We start from the raw sequence: 16,087 nt of genomic DNA on the forward strand, positions 1-16,087 counted from the left end.
GGCACGCGGCACCCGCGTCCGGATCGTCCCCGCCCTACCGGAACCGGGCGGCCACCGTCCGGAAGGACGGTTTGGGCTCCCACTGCCCGGTCTCCGCGTAGCCGCGCGGCGTGCCGGTCGGGAAGGTCTTGGCCAGTGCGAAGCTGGCCATGTCCAGGTCGAGGCGGCGCTGCGGGGAGTAGGGCGAGTCGGGGGCGATGAAGTTGTAGACGAACGCGCCGTGCAGCCGCTCGGCCGCGTAGAGGTCCAGCAGGTCCCCGACCTCGTCGGCCTGCTCCCGCTCGTTGCGTGTGAAGCCGTCCCGGACCAGCGGAGGCTCCCGCTCCCAGTCCACCGCGTTGAACCCCGACCCGCCCTGCTCCCTGGCCCCCGTGAACGTGCAGCAGCCGAACTCGGTGACGACGACGGGCTTGCCGTGCCGCTTCAGGGAACGCAGGCGCTCGACGTAGCCGGCCTTGTTCTCCGCGTTCCGATAGAGATTGACCCCGACGACGTCGAAGCCGTGCCAGTCGACCTCCTCCCAGTCCCCTGAGCTGTACGTGACCGGTCCGGCGAACAGCGGCCGTACGGTCTTCAGCGACCGGTCCAGAAAGGCGTTCAGCCGTTCCTGGAATCCGGCGGACTCCGGGCGCGTCAGCGCCTGGCCGCGCTCGTTGTAGTCGCTGCCCGGCACCAAGCCGGACATGAAGATGGTCAGCTCGGTACCGACCGAGACGCCCACGCCGGAGCGTCGCGCGCGCAGCCGCTCGGCAGCGCGCGCCACCGAGCCGAGGAAGTCGAGGGTCTGCTCCGGGTCCTTGTCGAACTGCCGTGGCTCGAACCAGACGAACAGGCCGTGCGCGGCCGCGATGGACGCGGCCTCCGTCAGCCGGTCGAGGTCGTGGCCGAGCAGCAGGACCGCGTTGCCGTGCAACTGCTGCCTGATCGCGCCGATCTCCCGGCGCACGTACTCCGTCCGCCAGACGTCCCGGTCCGTATCGAAGTTGACGCCCTTGTAGGTGAGCGATGCGGGGGTCCGTCGCGACGGGGCTGCGTCGGTGGACGTCGTCCGGGCATGGACGTTGCCGGCGACACAGGCGGTGGAGAGCGCCGCGGCGCCCGCGAGCAGGGTCCGACGGGCGATTCGTGCTGTTGTCATGTCGTGAGTCTGTTCGGAGCGCGGTCGGTGGCACGTCGGCCGAAGGGCTCGTATGTGTCGCCCAAAGTCGTTGCCTCTTGCGACTTTGGGCGCGAGGGGCGGCGCCCCTACGCGCCCTCCAGGTCGGTGAGGGTCGACCGGAGCCAGGTGAGTTCCGCCCGGGTCGTGGCGCGGGCGATGGTGAGGATGCCGTGGCGGAACGGGTCGTCCAGGTCCTCGGCGCGCAAGGGGCGCTCACCGTCGTAGAAGAAGCTGGCGGGTTCTTGCAGGAAGGCGAGGCGGCGGCGGAGGACGGCGGCCTGGGCGGCCGGCTCGTCGAGGTGGCGCAGGAAGGCCAGGAGCGTGAACCAGCGGTTCTCGTCCGTCACTTCGGGGCCGTCGGCGTCCGCGAGGCGGCGCCGGAGCTCGTCGCGGCCGGCGGCGGTGAGGGTGAGGACCTGTCGGGGGGCGGCGGCCGGACCGGGCTGGGACTCCCGGACGAGCAGGCCGGCCTTCTCCAGGCGCTTGATCGCCGGGTACAGCGTGGATTCGCCGACGGGGCGTACGTGACCGGTGAGGGCGGTGATGCGTTTGCGCAGCTCGTAGCCGTGCAGCGGTGCCTCGTAGAGGAAGCCGAGGATCGAGAGTTCCAGCATGCCCGCATTCTCTCTCATGACGACGATGCCGTAGTACTACGTCAACGTAGTACTGTGATGTCGAAGTATTCGAGAGGGGAGTGGACTGTGCGCGAAGCGCGATTCGACGAGCGGGGCAGCGTCATCCGATGGACCGAGGCGGCAGGGGAGGGGCCCGCGGTGGTGTTCGTCCACGGTCTGGGCGCCGCGTCGACCGTGTACCACGCGCACATCGGGACCCGGCCCGAGCTCGCGGGCCGACAGGTGCTCTTCGTCGACCTGCCGGGACACGGCATCAGCGACCGGCCCGCCGACTTCGGCTACTCGCTGGAGGAACACGCGGACGCTCTGGCCGCCGCGCTGGACGTGGCAGGCGTGCGCGGTGCGGTGATCGCCGGACACAGCATGGGCGGAGCGGTCGCCATCGTCCTCGCCCACCGCAGGCCCGACCTGGTGGGGCGGCTCGTCGTCACCGAGGGCAACCTCGATCCGTTCCCGGTGCCCACGGCGGGCAGCAGCGGCATCGCGTCGTACACGGAGGAGGAGTTCGTACGAGGCGGGGGCTTCGCCCGCGTCCTGGAACGAGTCGGCCCCGGCTGGGCGGCCACGATGCGCCTGGCCGACCCGCTGGCCCTGCACCGATCCGCCGCCCACCTGGTGCGGGGCACCGACCCCATGATGCGCGAGATGTTCCGGCACGCGCGCGTGCCGCGTGTCTACCTGCAGGGCGAGCTGAGCGGCGACCTCCAGGGCGCGGACGGTCTCCGGGCAGCCGGAGTGGACGTCGTGACCGTCCCGAGCGCCGGCCACAACATCATGTTCGACAACCCCGACGTCTTCACCCGGGCGGTGGCCGGCTAGCCCTGTCTGGCGGCGGTAGGCCGCCGCCCTCGGGTGCGGCCGGCTCGAGGGGGCGTACCTCACCCGGACCCCCGGTGTTCGAGCGGTCGCGAGCGCCCGCCGGGTGGCCCCGGGGGGCGCTCGCTGTGGTTCAGGACCAGGACCAGGCCACCAGCGAGCGTTCCGCTGCTGCCAGATGGACGGCCGAGGCGAGCCAGGCCCTTGCGTAGCCGTCGGCCGAGGCGTCCGTGAGGCGGCCGAAGGCGTCGCGGGGGCGGCGGCCCGCCTCCGTGGTCAGGGCCTGGGCGAGGTGTGCCGCTCCGCCGAGTCCCGCCCGGGTCAGCCGGGTGGCGAGCGAGGCCGCGTCCGTTCCGCGGCCCGCTTCCGCCACGGCACGGCGACCGCCCGCCACGCCCGCTTCCAGCAGGCGCCGTACGCGCCACAGCGGCGCGTCCGCCAACGGGTCGGGACCCGCGGTCACCGGCTCGGAGGCTGCGGCCCCCGCCCTCTCGCGGGGGAAGTGCTCGCCCTGGAGCCGGTCGTAGCCGAGGTCGGCACGTCCGCTCCACCCGTCCGGCAGCCGCAGCGTGGCCGACGCCCCCGGCACCGGCCCGACCGCCAGCGGCCGAAGCGTCGCCGCCCGGTCCAGGTCGGGACGGCCCAGCACGCGCAGCGCGAGCCCGGGGTACTGGGCGATCCGGCGCAGGTTGGCGGCGTACGGCAGTTCCGGATGAGGGTGCGCGGCACGCAGCCGCACCAGCGGTCCCTCCCCGGCGACGCGAACGACGACACCGTCACCGGCCGCCCCGATCACCTCGACGTCGCAGCCCAGCAGGCTCGTCGCCGTCCGGCCGGCCTCACCCGCCCCGGACGCGTCGTCGGCCGGCACGGCGGCCATCACCTCCCGCACCGGACGGGCGAAGAGCGCGGCGACGGGTTCCTCGGACCAGTCCACTCCTCGCAGCGGTGTCGCACTGACACCCCGCCCCGCCCCGAGCCGTCCGTCCGCGGAGACGCTCGCGCCGACGATCCGCAGACCCCCGCGCGCCAGCCCGGCGTGGTCCAGGGCCCCGCCGCCGAGTGCCACGGGCGCGGACCCCGCGCCCTTCGCGCGGGCGAGGCCGCCGGGCCGTACGTCGGACACCGTGTATCCGGCACGGTCCGAACCGATCAGATGCGTCGTCACACCGCCGTACCCGGTCGCGGACAGCACGGGCTCCCGGCACAGGCCGTACACCCGCAGGCTGCCGCCCTGTTCGTAGACCCGGCGCACGGATCCCGTCACACCCGCGTCGGCCGACCCGGAACTCAGCGCCGCGGCGCCGGCCAGCAGCTCACGGAAGGCCTCCGTGAGATCGCTCAGACGCTGCCCCTGACTTCGCTCCCGCGCCGCTCTCAGGCCCCGCACGACACGCAGCGCGGCGGCCTCGGCACGCGGAAGCCCGGCCAGCCGAGCGGTGTGGGCGGCGCGGAGCAGCTCGGCCTGCACCACCGCGCCACCCGCCGTGACGCCGGCGGCCAGGGCCTCGGCGGAGACTGCCCAGAGCGCCTCTGCGGCGCGCACCTGCGCGGGGGTGAGGGCGGCCGGAGCAGTCGGCTCGGCCACCCTGGCCCCGACCTGGGACCCCGCCGCGTCAGCCGCACGGCGCGGGTCGTCCGTAGGTGCGTCGACGGGCTGCCCGGGGGCGATGGCCGCCGGACCGTCGCCGGCGGCCGAGTCCTCTCCGGAGCCTGCGCCCGCGCCGGCGGCCCCGTCCGTGGCCGGGGCGTCGGTTCCGTACGCGTCAGCCTCCCCGTCATCGAGGGGAGCCGCCCCCAGGACCGCGGCCCGGTGCAGGCAGCGAGGAGCCAACAGGCACGTGCACACGGCCTGTTCCGCCTTCGTGACCGCGCCGGACGGGCCCGGGCGCAGGGTGACCGTGGCGTCCTCGCCGAAGCAGACCTCGACCGATCCGTCGGCCGCGGCGGCGGCCCGGTCGGCGCAGTCCGCGACGGCCGCGTCGAGCTTCTTGCGCAGCCGTGCGCTGAGCTGCTCGACGGCGTCGGCAAGGACATCGGGGGCGACGGGAGGCAGGGGTCCGATGCTCAACGGGGTTCTCCACGGAGGCGGTCGCCCACCCAGCGGGCGAGGGCGAGCGGGCTGAGTGCGGCCACCGGCATGCCGGCCGCGACGAGTTGGCGCGCCACCGGCACCGAGTAGCGCGGAGTGCCGGTGTCGTCGAGCGCCGCGCAACCCAGCAGGTGGGCGCCGGAGGACGCCAGGGCGCGCACCTCGCCCAGCAGCCCGGCGAGCGGTGCGCCCTCCTCGAAGTCACTGACCACGACGACGAGCGTGCGGCTCGGCACGGTGATCAGCGAGCGGGCGTGCGCGAGACCGGCCGCGATGTGCGTCCCGCCGCCGACCCGGACCTCCAGCAGCAGCGACAGCGGATCCTCGACCCGGTCGGTCAGGTCGATCACCTGCGTCGAGAAGGCCAGGAAGTGTGTGGACAGGGTAGGCACCCCGCCCAGGACCGCGGCCGTCAGTGCCGACCAGATCACCGAGGCCTCCATGGAACCGGAGACGTCCACGACGAGGACGAGCCGCCAGTCCGCCTCCTTGCTCGCCCGCGTGCTGAACACCGGGCGCTCCGGCACGACCACCACCCGGCCGTCCTGGGTGCGGCGGGTGTGGGCGAGGTTGGCCCGGAGCGTACGGGCGAGGTCGAGGCGTCCGCCGGGGCGTCGGGTGGGGCGTGGTGTGGACAGGCCGGAGAGCGCGGGGCGCAGGCGGGTGGCCAGTTCCCGGGCGAGCTCGTCGACGAGCCGTTTCACCAGCGGACGCAGCCGGGCGAGCTGGGACTCGGGCATGCCTCCGGCCAGGGACAGTACCGAACCGAGCAGCTCCACCGACGGGCGTACCGCCTCCGGGTCGAGCTGCGCGAGCACGTCGACGCGACCTGCTTCGGCGGCCCCCGCGAGGACCTCCTCGCGCACGTCCGAGCCGAACAGGGCCTCCAGCTCCTGCGACCACTCCCGGGCGGTGGGGAAGGACGGGTCCTGACCACCGCCCTGACCGGGTGCGCCGCCGTCCAGGTCCTGCGCGCCCTCGCCGCGCCCGCGACCGTAGAGCTCGTCCAAGGCGTGGGCGTAGCGGCGTGCTTCTCCGGTGAGCCGTTCCTTGTGCCGGCCGAGCAGCAGTCGCCAGCGGTCGGTGGGCCCGAGCCGCCGGTCCCCGTGGCCCGAGGGCGCGGTGTACGAGGCGGGTGCGGGTGCGGCGGTGGTCGCATCGTCCGTGGATCCGGTGACGGGGCCTTCGTCCGCGGGTCCAGTGGTGAGGACTTCGTCGGTCGATCCGGGGACGGTGCCATGGGCGGGGGTCCCGGGTCGGGGGCCGTCGGCCTCGTCCGTCCCCGAAAGGCCCAGGGCCTTCAGCGCGGCCGATCCGGCCGCGTCCGCCGCCGCCCACAGGGCGAGCAGTTCCGAGGGGGCGTCGAGTGACAGGTCGAGCCTTTCGCCGAGCCGCTCCGTCACCGTCGTGAGCAGGCGGTCGCGAGCGGCCGGCGCCAGCGTGTCGAAACCCCCGCGCAGAGCCGGGAGCCGATCGAGGAACTCCGTGTCGGCCAGCGCGTCGACCCGGTCCATCAGCGGGGCGAGCGCGTCCGGTGACGACTGGAGGAGGGGCCCGGCGGCCGTGAGCAGCCCCACGAGACGCTTCGACAGCGCACGGCGCGCCTCGGGCGTCGTGGCACCGTCGATCCAGCCGGCCGTGCGGTGGCCGAGCCCGGTCGCGTCGTCCAGGTCGAGCAGCACCCGCACCGCCAGGGCGGCTCCCTGAATGAGCGGGGAGCCGTCGGTGGCCAACCCGGTGAGGGCCCGATCGAGCCGGAGGCCCAGGTGCCGGGCGGCCGTTCGGTCCGCCAGCGCCACGAGCGCCCCGGCGTCGTCGGCGCTGTCGCTCCCCGCGAGACCGGGCAGGGAGCGGACGGCGGCTTCGAGCAGCTCCTCCGTGAGCGCGCAGGCCGTCGCGCGGGCGTCCTGCGTCGTGCCGGGGTAGTGGCCACGCCGCAGTCCCTCCAGCAGGTCCAGAGCCTGCAGGAGTTCCGGTAGGTCGGCGCTGTCGGACAGCACGGAGGAGGCCTCGTGCAGGCGCGCGTCGACAAGCTCGGGAAGGTCGCAGCGTGCGGCGGCGACCAACCCGGTCAGGATCTGGTCCGGGGTGGGACCGCCCTCGGCGACCTCGCGGCGCGCGGTCGCGGCGAGCGTGCCGGCTGCGGCCTGGGCCGCGGTGACCCCGCGCACTCCCGCGAGATCGAGGCGCGCGGGCACGGACGGCGTCCACGTCAGACGCCACTTGGTGCCGAGCGCGGTGCCGTCGCCCGTACTCGCCACGGTGAGGGGTTCTCCGTACGAGGCGCCGATCACCAGCAGTCGCTGGAGCAGCACCTCGCGACGACCGTCCAGGGGCGAACGGAGCGGGTCGAGACGCAGGTCGCGCCGGTCGGGGTCGTCCGGGCGGGGCAGCCGCAGTTCCGCGAGCTCGGCCTCGACCGAGGGGCCGAGACCGGACCGGGGCGCGTGCGGGCTGATCCGGCCGCGCGCTGTACCGATGAACACGGCCTCCAGTGCGCGGGCCAGGGCCCGGCCCCGGCCGAGGGGTTCGCCCTGACCGAGGACGGTGGTGACGGCCTCCAGCAGTTCACCGCGCCCGGGGGCGGGCAGTCCGCGCAGGGTGGCCAGGTCGCAGGCCAGGCGCAGTGTCTCGGCGGCCTCGCCGGTGCCCGCGGTGTGACCCGCGCGACGCATCTCCCGGCACAGAGCGGTCACCGCGTCGGCGGCCGCCTTCAGGATCCGTTCCGGGTCGCCGGCCGCGCCGAGCACGGCCTGCTGCCACAGCGGGTCGCGGATGCCGGCGGGATAGCCGGACCGGGAGTCGAGCAGGTCGAAGGAGTACGGGACGAGCGAGGTGACGGCCGAGTCGTCGTGCGTCGCGGGGCTGCCGACCCCGGTCGTGCCTGCCGCCGGGCCGGTTGTGCCGTGCGCGGGGGCCGGACCGGTCTCGGCGGTGACGGCCGCCGAGACCTGTTCACACGGTGCGCCCGTCTCCTCCGTGGGCGCGAGGAGCGCGGGTGCGTGGAAGGCGCCGATCACGGCTGCCACCCGGCGGCCGCCCGCTGCGGCGGTGGCGACGACCTGCCGCATCCGCTCCTCGCGCGCGAGGTCGGTGGCGGGTACGACGGCGTCGGTACGCAGGGCCCAGCCCACGCCCAGTGCGGCTCGGCGCACCGCGTCCGGGGCGCACCCCGGAGCCAGCACCTCCACCGCGCGGTCCCACAGGTCGTCCCCGTCACGGCCGGTCCCGGCGGCGACGAGCCCGTCGGCGTACGAGCCCCGCCGCTGCGGCGACCCGTCACCGGGACCGGCAACCAGGCCGGGGTCCGTGCCGGGGCCCGGTGAATCGGCGGCCCCCGATGCCCCCGATGTCCCCCCGGACGTCTCGACGTCCCGGCGAACGTCGTCACTCACGTCCGGCTCGCGCATCGGTCCGGGGTCCTCCGCCGACCATCCCGGGTCGCCCAGGGGAAGGTCGCAGCACACGACCTCCACCCCTCGCTCCCGGGCCCAGCGGACGGCGGCGAGCTCCGGCGAGAAGTCCGCGAACGGGTAGAAGGACAGCCGTCCGCCCCCGCCCGCCCCGGCCAGGGCGACCGGGGCGACGGTCTCGGGGTCCGCGAGGTGTTCCAGCCAGGGCTGGAAGTCGGCCGGAAGCTCGACGCAGACCACTTCGGCCCGTGCCTCGTCCAGCAGGGCGGGCACGACCGCGGCGAGTGCCGGGCTGTGGTGGCGTACTCCCAGCAGGTACGGGGCGCGCGACGCGGCCAGCGCGTCCACGGCGGCTCGGGGATCGACGGTCGTCGTCAACGCAGGCTCCCGCGGAGGTCCCAGAGCCGGCGCCACATCGCCGAGCCGCCCTCGGCGCGGCGGCGCACCGGGCCGTCCCAGTAGCCGAGGAGCCGCGCGTGGTCGGCCGGGTCGTCCTTGCGGACCACGCCGAGCAGGTGGCCCGGAAGCAGGTCCAGCACGTCTCCGCCCGGCAGGTACGCGGCCGAGACCCCCAGCGACGCCGCCACCTGCACGGCCTCGGCGGTGGACATGACCGTGCCCGGGCGTTCCACGTCCCAGCCCTCGGTGGAGCGGCCGGAGCGCAGGTCGCGGAAGACGGTGACGAGGGCGTCGAGGACGGCGTCGTCGACGGCGAAGGCCGCGCCCGCCCGCTGTACGGCGGCGACGGCCTGGCGGCGGATCAGGACCGCCTCGGCGTCGGCGTCGGCGATCGGGTCCACGGTCTCGAAGTTGAAGCGGCGCTTGAGCGCGGCGGACATCTCGGAGACGCCCCGGTCGCGGAGGTTGGCGGTGGCGATGACGGTGAAGCCCGGGGCGGCGCGGACCACCGCGTCCTCGGTGGAGGTCAGCTCGGGCACGCTGATGCGGCGGTCCGACAGGAGGGAGACGAGGGCGTCCTGGACTTCGGGCAGACAGCGGGTGATCTCCTCGATCCGGACCACTCGCCCGGCCCGCATGGCGGCGAGCACGGGGGAGTCCACCAGGGCCTGCGGGGTGGGGCCCTGGGCGAGGAGAAGCGCGTAGTTCCAGCCGTAGCGGAACGCGTCCTCGGTCGTGCCGGCCGTTCCCTGCACGGTCAGGGCGCTGGTTCCGCTGACGGCGGCCGCGAGCAGCTCCGACAGCATCGACTTGGCCGTACCGGGCTCTCCGGTGAGCAGCAGCCCGCGCTCTCCGGCGAGGGTGACCACACACCGTTCGACCAGGGCGCGTTCGCCGACGAACTTCGGCGGGATCACGAGCGTGGACGGCAGGTCCGCGTGACGCTCGGGCAGGGTCAGCTCCACGCCGTCGCTGCCGCAGACGAACGTGACGACCGCACGCGGGGTGAGGGCCCAGCCGGGCGGCCGCGGGCCGGGGTCCTGGGCGGCGAGGAAGGCGAGCTCGACCGTGTGCCGCTCCTCGACGGGCATGCCCTGCCGGACGGGGGTGGTCTGTTCGGTGACAGTCATTCGGGTGTCCTTCGTCGTGGTGCGACGTGCGTGTACGGGTGGGTGGGGTGGGGCCGGTGCGGCGCTCCCGGGGTGGGCGCGCCGCACCGTACTGACGACGGGGCGGCCGGTCAGCGGCGGCTCAGGTGGGGTTCGGCGGTGCCTCGGCGGAGGGCCCTGCGAGAGGTGCCTCAGCTGTGGCGCCCTAGCCGTGGCTCCCCTGCGGCTATGCCTCAGCGGGAGCCGCTCCGCGGCGGCGCTTCACCGGCGGCGCCTCGTGCGCCGGACCTTCAGCTCCTCGAAGCGCGGGACGTCGCCGTCGAGGATCCGCCGCCACGCCCGGGCGAACAGCTCCGCGGCCGGTTCGATCGGCACCAGGGCGCCCAGGGACGGCCGACTGCCCGTGACCACGCCGTACATCGGCAGCTTCCACTGCTCGACGGGCAGGAGCGGCGAGCTCTGCTCGGCCCAGGCGCCGGGGAGGAAGAGGGAGCGTCCCGCCCGAGTCCGCACGGCCGACACGACCAGCTCGCCCTCCGCCAGTTCCGCCCGCGCCGCCTTGAGACGGGCCGGCTTCCACCCCGTCCACCGCGCGGTGTTGCGGTCCGTCGGGTCCGGCATGGCCAGCAGCATCAGGTAGAGCGTCGCCGCGTCGGCGCCCAGACCGTGGGTCCCGGCGACCTCGGCCACCAGCTCCGGCACCGAACGCGACGGATCCTGCGGCCACCACATACCCTCGTCGTCCGTCTCGCCGGCCACGGGCGCGCCCGGATCTGCCAGCAGCCGTGCGAACGCCGGGTCGTGTACGCGCCGCAGGGCCGTCTCGACCCCGGTCGGCTGCTGATCGGCGCCGCGCAGCGCCACCAGATACGGGTCGGACCCGGTGGAGTCCAGCAGAGCGGGCCGGACCGCGGGCTGCGGCTGGCCGTCCTGCGTGGCCATGAGCACCGCGCCGTACCGCTCGTGGTCCGGTGCCGTCTCCGTCGGAGCGCCGGCCACCTTCCGGAAGTCCGCGAGGCTCGTGTAGTGGCCCACGGAGAGCAGCAGTTCGGGACCCGCCAGCCGCTGCCGCACGGCGGTGAGGGCACCCGGCAGCGCCGCCCGTACCGGATCGCCCGCGGGCAGCCGGTGGGCCAGCCACGCCGACAGGCTCGTCGAGCCGGCCAGCACCGCCGACGTGAACGGCGCGTCGGCCGGGGCCACCGTCGCCGGGCGGTCGCCCTCGATGCGCCACGCCACGTCGACACCGAGCTCCGGCGACGACGCCGGGTCCAGCATCGCCGACAGCGCCCGGTGTACGGGCCAGCCGCTGCGCGCGCCGCGCGCGGCCTCCGCCGCGAGCCAGTCGGGCACCTGTCGGCGCCGTCCCACCTTCTCGTTCCACACGGCCGCCGCGGCTGCCACGTCCGGGCCCTCGGTCCACAGCCGTGCCGGGTCGTCGGGCAGCAGAGCCGCGAGCACCGCCCGGCGCACCTCGACCCCGACCGCACGCAGCTCGTCCCGGGCGTGTCCCGCCTCGGCGACCTTCAGACCGAGCGTCTTGCGCAGCTCGGTCGGCAGGAAGTTGTTCTCCCAGCTGTCCACGTCGGGCATGCCCGCGAGGACGATCCTCGCCAGCGCCCCGGAGGCACCGGTGAGGCGGCTGAACTCGTCGGCGGCCTCCGGCAGGAAGGGAGCCTCGGCACGGGAGCGCGCCTCCCGCAGGAAGAGCGTCAGCCAGTCGGCTCCGCGCACCCGGTCGCCCACCGGCGCGGCACCGCGCAGGGTGTAGGGGCCGGGCACCTCGAAACGGCCGCTGGGATCGTGGAGCAGCGCACCGAACTCCCGCCCGTCGGCGACGCTCGCATGGTGCTCGGTGATGCCGAGCGCCGCGCCGCCGCCCAGGGGCAGCACACTGCGGTGCGACGCGTTGCGCTCCTGTCCGTCCGGCGTGTGCAGGTGAGGCGACGTCAGATGGACCAGGACCCGGCGCCAGTGACCGGCCGAGGCCGCCGTCGAGGCCAGCCCCAGTTCGTCGATGCTGTCGAGGACACCGAACAGGGCCGCCCGGTGGGCCGGGTCGCTGCCGGGCGCGACGGCCCGGTAGGCGATCGCGGCGGGGTCGTCCAGGAGCGAGACGAACGGCAGCCCGCTGTAGGGCAGCGACGGCAGGTCGAAGTGCAGCCGGCCCGGCAGCGCGGTGGCCGCGGTGTCCGCCCGAACGGCGGCCAGCGCCTCCAGGTAGCGGTGGGTCACGTCGCTGTCCGCGCCGTAGCGGTAGTAGCCCGCGCCGACGATGCCGTGCAGCGCCTTGCCGATCAGCTGGTCGCTGGGCCCCTCGGCACGAGGCTCGGCCGCCTCGGCGGACGGGTCGAGCCGCGCGGCCACGGCGTCGAGCGCCTTCTGCTGCCGTACCGCGAAGCGCAGCACCTTCACCACACCGGCGATCAGCTCGGGCGCCGAGACCTGCGGCAGGGCGGCGCTCACCAGCTCGGGCAGGTCCGCCGCCCGCTCAGCCAGCGCGGCTGCCTTCAGCAGGACACGGGCCGCATCGGCGTCGGCGGCCCGCAGCGCCGCCGACCCCTGCGGATCACGCGCGCGCAGCATGTGCAGGTACGCCAGCGGCGGCAGGGCCTGACCCGCGGTCCCGTACAGCTCGTTGCGGTGGTCGCACGAGGCCGTGGTCGTCACCACACCCTCCGGGTCGCTCAGCGACAGCTCACGCCACTGCCGCGTCAGCGCCCGCGGCCGGTCGTCCCCGGGGAACGTCAGCGCGGCGACCGGCTTGCCGGCGCCCTTCGGGAGGCTGACGACCCGTCCGGTCGTGTCCTCGCCGTGGTGGCCGCCGCCGGGCAGCCGTACGACACGCCATCCCAGCAGTCCGTCCGCGGACGTCCCCTGGACCGAACCCTCCACCGCCGGGGCGGGCCGCACCCAGGACACCCCGGCCGACAACTCGGCCCCGGGGGAGTGCCGCCGCAGCGCGTCCGCGAGGAAACCAGGCTGCGAACGCCGACCGTAGGCGCCCCCGACCGGGTCGTACTCGACCCAGCCGCTCCCTTCCTCGCCCTCACCGCTCCGCCAGACCCAGTACGACGTGCCGTCCGACACCAGAGCGCGCTCCCCGGGGAGCTTCGTGTCACCGCTGTTCAGGACCCCGCCGCCGGTGGTACGCCCGCCGCCGGGCAGCTGCAGGCTGGGGTGCTCCGAACGCATCGTCCAAGGGTCGGCGCCCACGATGTCGAACACGGTGTCCGGCGCGGTGTGCCAGTAGCCCTGCGGTTCGCCGTGCCCGTAGGCGCTCCAGAACACCAGCAGCGCACCGTCCACGTAGTGGAAGCCCATGCGCCGCACGGACGTGGACGGCACCCGCAGATCGTGCACGAGAACCGTGGAGTGGGCGTCGATGACGCGCACCTGCGTCGCGTTGGCCACGATCAGGTACGGCCAGGCCTCGGCGACGGTCGGGGCCTCGGTGCTGTGGCGCGCGGGCGCCAGCTCCGTCAGCGCCTCCTCCCACGCCGGCCAGCGCAGCTCCTCCCACAGGCCGCCGCGCAGGGTGCGCGCCACGCTCTCGCCGAGATCGGCACCGGCCGCCGCCGCGACCTCCTGCGGCGCGAGGGCGAGAGCCTCGGCGGGAAGCCACGACAGCCGGTCGATCGCCTGCGGCAGTCCGGGCAGCCCGGCCGCCACCGACGCGTCCGCCACCTCGCGCATCCACTCGGCGAGCATCGGCCGACCGCCGGGCGAGGCGGCGAGCCGCCGCATCACGTCCGCGCCGGACGACGCGCTGTTGTAGCCGTCCGCCCCGCGCCGGAACGCGGGCCGGAAGCGGAGGTCGGCCGCCAGCGCGACCAGATCCCGACGCTCCTCGCCCCGCGCCCAGTCCGACAGGTTCAGGGCGTCGCCGCGCCGGTTGCGGGCGGGCTTCTCCTCGGGACCGGCGACCGCGATCTCCAGCGCGAGCAGGAGGTCCAGCAGATTCAGGTCCTCGACGCCGATCCGCAGGAACCGCTCGCCCTCGGGCCGCGCCGCCAGGTCGGCCCGCAGCCGGCCCGCCGCTCGCTCGACGAGCTCCAGCAGGGCGGTCGGAGTGGGGCGCGGGCCCCAACCGCGGTGCCGTGCGGTGTGGAAGCGCTCCAGCCAGCCGGCGGCGCCGTCGGAGCACCGCTCCTCCTGCGGGGCGTCCGCGTCCACGAGGCCGGCGTCGGCCCCCGACTCCGCCAGGAGGCCGAGCCACAGCTCGGTCATGTCCCCGTCGTCCCCGGGCGGGGTCATCGACAACAGCGTGCCGCGCACGGACGGAACCCGCCGGGCCAGCGCGACGAGCGCGCCCCGGTGGGACTTCCACCACCCGGTGGCGGCCCGAAGGGTGGCCGGCAGAGGCAGGAGCTCGGCGAGGTAGTCCTGCTCCGCCTCGCCGCCGGACAGGGCCGCGGCGCGGGCGAGCCGCCGCAGTTCCACCGCGGCCTGGGCGGACGGCGCGAGGCCCCCGGCGGTCCGGCGCACGCACAGCCGGCGGAACCGCTCGTACGCCTCGACGGGCGCGAGGCGGGCCGACAGCTCCTTGCCGTACGCGGTCAGCACCTTCACCGGCAGCGCGCCGGCCAGGGCGAACTCCAGGAACACGGCGTCGAGCCGGTCCTCGTCGACGGTGAGCCCGTGCTGCGCCTCGCTCGTGCGGGCACGCCCGAACAACTGGCCGGCGTACGTGCTGTTCTCGACGCCGAGGAAGACCCGCGCTGCCTGCTCGTAGAAGACGGGCAGGAAGTGCGGGACGGCCGAGGCGAGGCGCCCGGCCAGCTCGTGGCAGGCGTCCAGAGCGGCCTTGGGCTTGGTCCTGGCCTGCCGGGCCAGCCGGTCCAGCTCCGGCACGACGGCCAGGGCGTGGTGCCCGTCCTCCGGGTGGTGCACCAGCACCCACTCGGGGAATCCGAGCTCCTGCCGCCGGCCGAGACCCACCACGACCGGCTCGCCCTGGAGCTCGAGACCGAGGAAACCGGCCGCGAGGTCCTCGGCGGGGCCGAGTTCGGCCGCGGCCAGCCGCACGACGACCCGGTCCTCGCCGAGCACCGCGTGCCCGTAGGCCCGCGCGGTCAGCTCGACCGCCGAAGGTCCCGCACCCCGCGCGTCGGCCGGGAGCACCGCCCCCGCCGCGAGCAGCTCCTTGTTTTCGTTCTCGCCCGTGCCGGTCACGCGTCCCCACCCTCTTCGATCGTGCGGCCGGCGTACAGCGCGGCAGCCATGCGCATTCCCTCGGACCAGGCCACCGGCCCGACCTCGCTCAGCCGCACCGCGCGGCCTTCCTCGTCGTGCCAGCTCAGCCCGCCGGTCTCCGACTCCCCGTCCCAGTACGGCTCGCCGATCCACACCGACGCCTCCGTGCTGCGGCCCCCGTCGCGCACCTTGCACGTGGCGTAGCCGCCGGACACCCGGTAACCGAGGCCCGTGGCACGCGCGGCGAGACCGAACCGCGAGGCGAACTTCCCCCCGGCGTAGTCCCGTACCTCTGTGGCCGTCGACGAACGCCCGGCATCCGTCCCAGCCGTCACGTCTGTCGCTTCCGGCCTCGCCCAGGTGGCCCGGTGGATCTGCTCCACCTTCTGGGTGATGCCGAGGTCGGCCGCGAAGTCCCGTACGTCGTCCAGGTCCGGAAGGAGCACGGGGTGGGGGAGCGTCACCGTGCGCGGCGACAACCGCACGGTCTCCCCGTCGAGATCGACCACCTTGAGTTCACCGTCGGCGGTGACGTCCCGCAGGAACCCCACCTCGTCCGGGTCGTCGCCCACGACGGCCATGTCCCGCAGCGCCGCCTGCCACGCCTCGTCCGGCCACACCCGGGCGATCAGCTCGGTCGGGACCGGCAGCGACGACACCATCCAGGCATCCACCTGCGCCACACAGGAGGCCGCGTGCCGGTCCAGCCACTCGGCGAGCCGGCGCAACCGGTCGACCTCGGGACTCTCGCGCAACGCCTTCGGCAGCGTCTTCAACTGCCGCCCCCCGACGCGCCGTGCGACCACACGCCCGTCCTCGAGGGTGATCTCGTACCCCTCACCCGCTGCCAGCCACGCCATCAGCCGTGCCCCTCCACCAGTCCGTCAGATGCCGGCGCAGCCCGAACGAGGGGCAACGACGCCCCTGAGCTGCGATATGTGGGGAGACTAACGAGGGCCACTGACAACGGGGCCGGCCGCGGGATCACGCGCATGGAGATTGCGGACATGACCGACGACGGGGTGTGCGGCCGTCGGCATGTTCAGCTCCTGCCCGGGTACTCGGTCCTTCTCCCGGATGATGCGCTCCGGTATGGCTCTCTCCGCGTGAACGGGGGAGCGAGGGCCGATTCAAGCTCGGTCCACGGCACAAGACCGCTTCCGGACGACACACCCCGACCGCATCAACCTCAGGGTGTACATCCCAGGGTCATGGCCTCGCGACGCGCATCAGCCGGTGGGCCAATGGTGAGGCGGAAGGGCACGTGA

Annotated in this window: 8 protein-coding genes; 1 reads left to right on the top strand and 7 read right to left on the bottom strand. The window is 74.8% G+C overall.

Going from position 1 to position 16,087, the window contains the following annotated elements; genetic code table 11:
* Positions 1-34 precede the first annotated feature (34 nt).
* Positions 35-1,138 (bottom strand): abortive infection protein, encoded by a 1,104-nt coding sequence (locus tag ACN9MM_RS38310; protein WP_426368437.1) that lies wholly within the window; start codon positions 1,136-1,138, stop codon positions 35-37.
* Positions 1,139-1,245: 107 nt separating this feature from the next.
* Entirely contained in the window at positions 1,246-1,773 is a 528-nt protein-coding gene (locus ACN9MM_RS38315; protein WP_426368439.1) for a PadR family transcriptional regulator, read from the bottom strand.
* An 87-nt stretch (positions 1,774-1,860) separates the two neighbouring features.
* On the opposite strand from ACN9MM_RS38315, the gene ACN9MM_RS38320 reads away from it, so the two are divergent.
* Entirely contained in the window at positions 1,861-2,613 is a 753-nt protein-coding gene (locus ACN9MM_RS38320) for an alpha/beta fold hydrolase (protein WP_426368440.1), read from the top strand.
* Positions 2,614-2,743: 130 nt separating this feature from the next.
* On the opposite strand, the gene ACN9MM_RS38325 is transcribed toward ACN9MM_RS38320, so the two are convergent.
* From ACN9MM_RS38325 to ACN9MM_RS38345, 5 genes are all read right to left on the bottom strand, one after another.
* Complete coding sequence (locus ACN9MM_RS38325; RefSeq protein ID WP_426368442.1) at positions 2,744-4,681, bottom strand: hypothetical protein; 1,938 nt, start codon at positions 4,679-4,681, stop codon at positions 2,744-2,746.
* Positions 4,678-8,493: a vWA domain-containing protein gene (locus ACN9MM_RS38330; RefSeq protein WP_426368443.1), complete on the bottom strand. Its 3,816-nt coding sequence runs from the start codon at positions 8,491-8,493 to the stop codon at positions 4,678-4,680. Before ACN9MM_RS38330 ends, ACN9MM_RS38325 begins: the two co-directional genes overlap by 4 nt.
* Entirely contained in the window at positions 8,490-9,644 is a 1,155-nt protein-coding gene (locus ACN9MM_RS38335) for an ATP-binding protein (protein WP_426368445.1), read from the bottom strand. Before ACN9MM_RS38335 ends, ACN9MM_RS38330 begins: the two co-directional genes overlap by 4 nt.
* Before the next feature lie 240 nt (positions 9,645-9,884).
* Positions 9,885-14,798, bottom strand: coding sequence for a DNA-binding protein (locus ACN9MM_RS38340; RefSeq protein WP_426368447.1), 4,914 nt, complete (start codon positions 14,796-14,798; stop codon positions 9,885-9,887).
* Entirely contained in the window at positions 14,795-15,679 is an 885-nt protein-coding gene (locus ACN9MM_RS38345; RefSeq protein WP_426368449.1) for a DUF4132 domain-containing protein, read from the bottom strand. Before ACN9MM_RS38345 ends, ACN9MM_RS38340 begins: the two co-directional genes overlap by 4 nt.
* Positions 15,680-16,087: the final 408 nt, after the last annotated feature.

This window comes from Streptomyces sp. E-08 (assembly GCF_049913095.1).
GTDB lineage: Bacteria > Actinomycetota > Actinomycetes > Streptomycetales > Streptomycetaceae > Streptomyces.

Bases quoted from the DNA above. Each gene is read 5' to 3' on its own strand.
- ACN9MM_RS38345 (WP_426368449.1), bottom strand. From the start codon at position 15,679: ATGGCGTGGCTGGCAGCGGGTGAGGGGTACGAGATCACCCTCGAGGAC.
- ACN9MM_RS38315 (WP_426368439.1), bottom strand. From the start codon at position 1,773: ATGCTGGAACTCTCGATCCTCGGCTTCCTCTACGAGGCACCGCTGCAC.
- ACN9MM_RS38335 (WP_426368445.1), bottom strand. From the start codon at position 9,644: ATGACTGTCACCGAACAGACCACCCCCGTCCGGCAGGGCATGCCCGTC.
- ACN9MM_RS38310 (WP_426368437.1), bottom strand. From the start codon at position 1,138: ATGACAACAGCACGAATCGCCCGTCGGACCCTGCTCGCGGGCGCCGCG.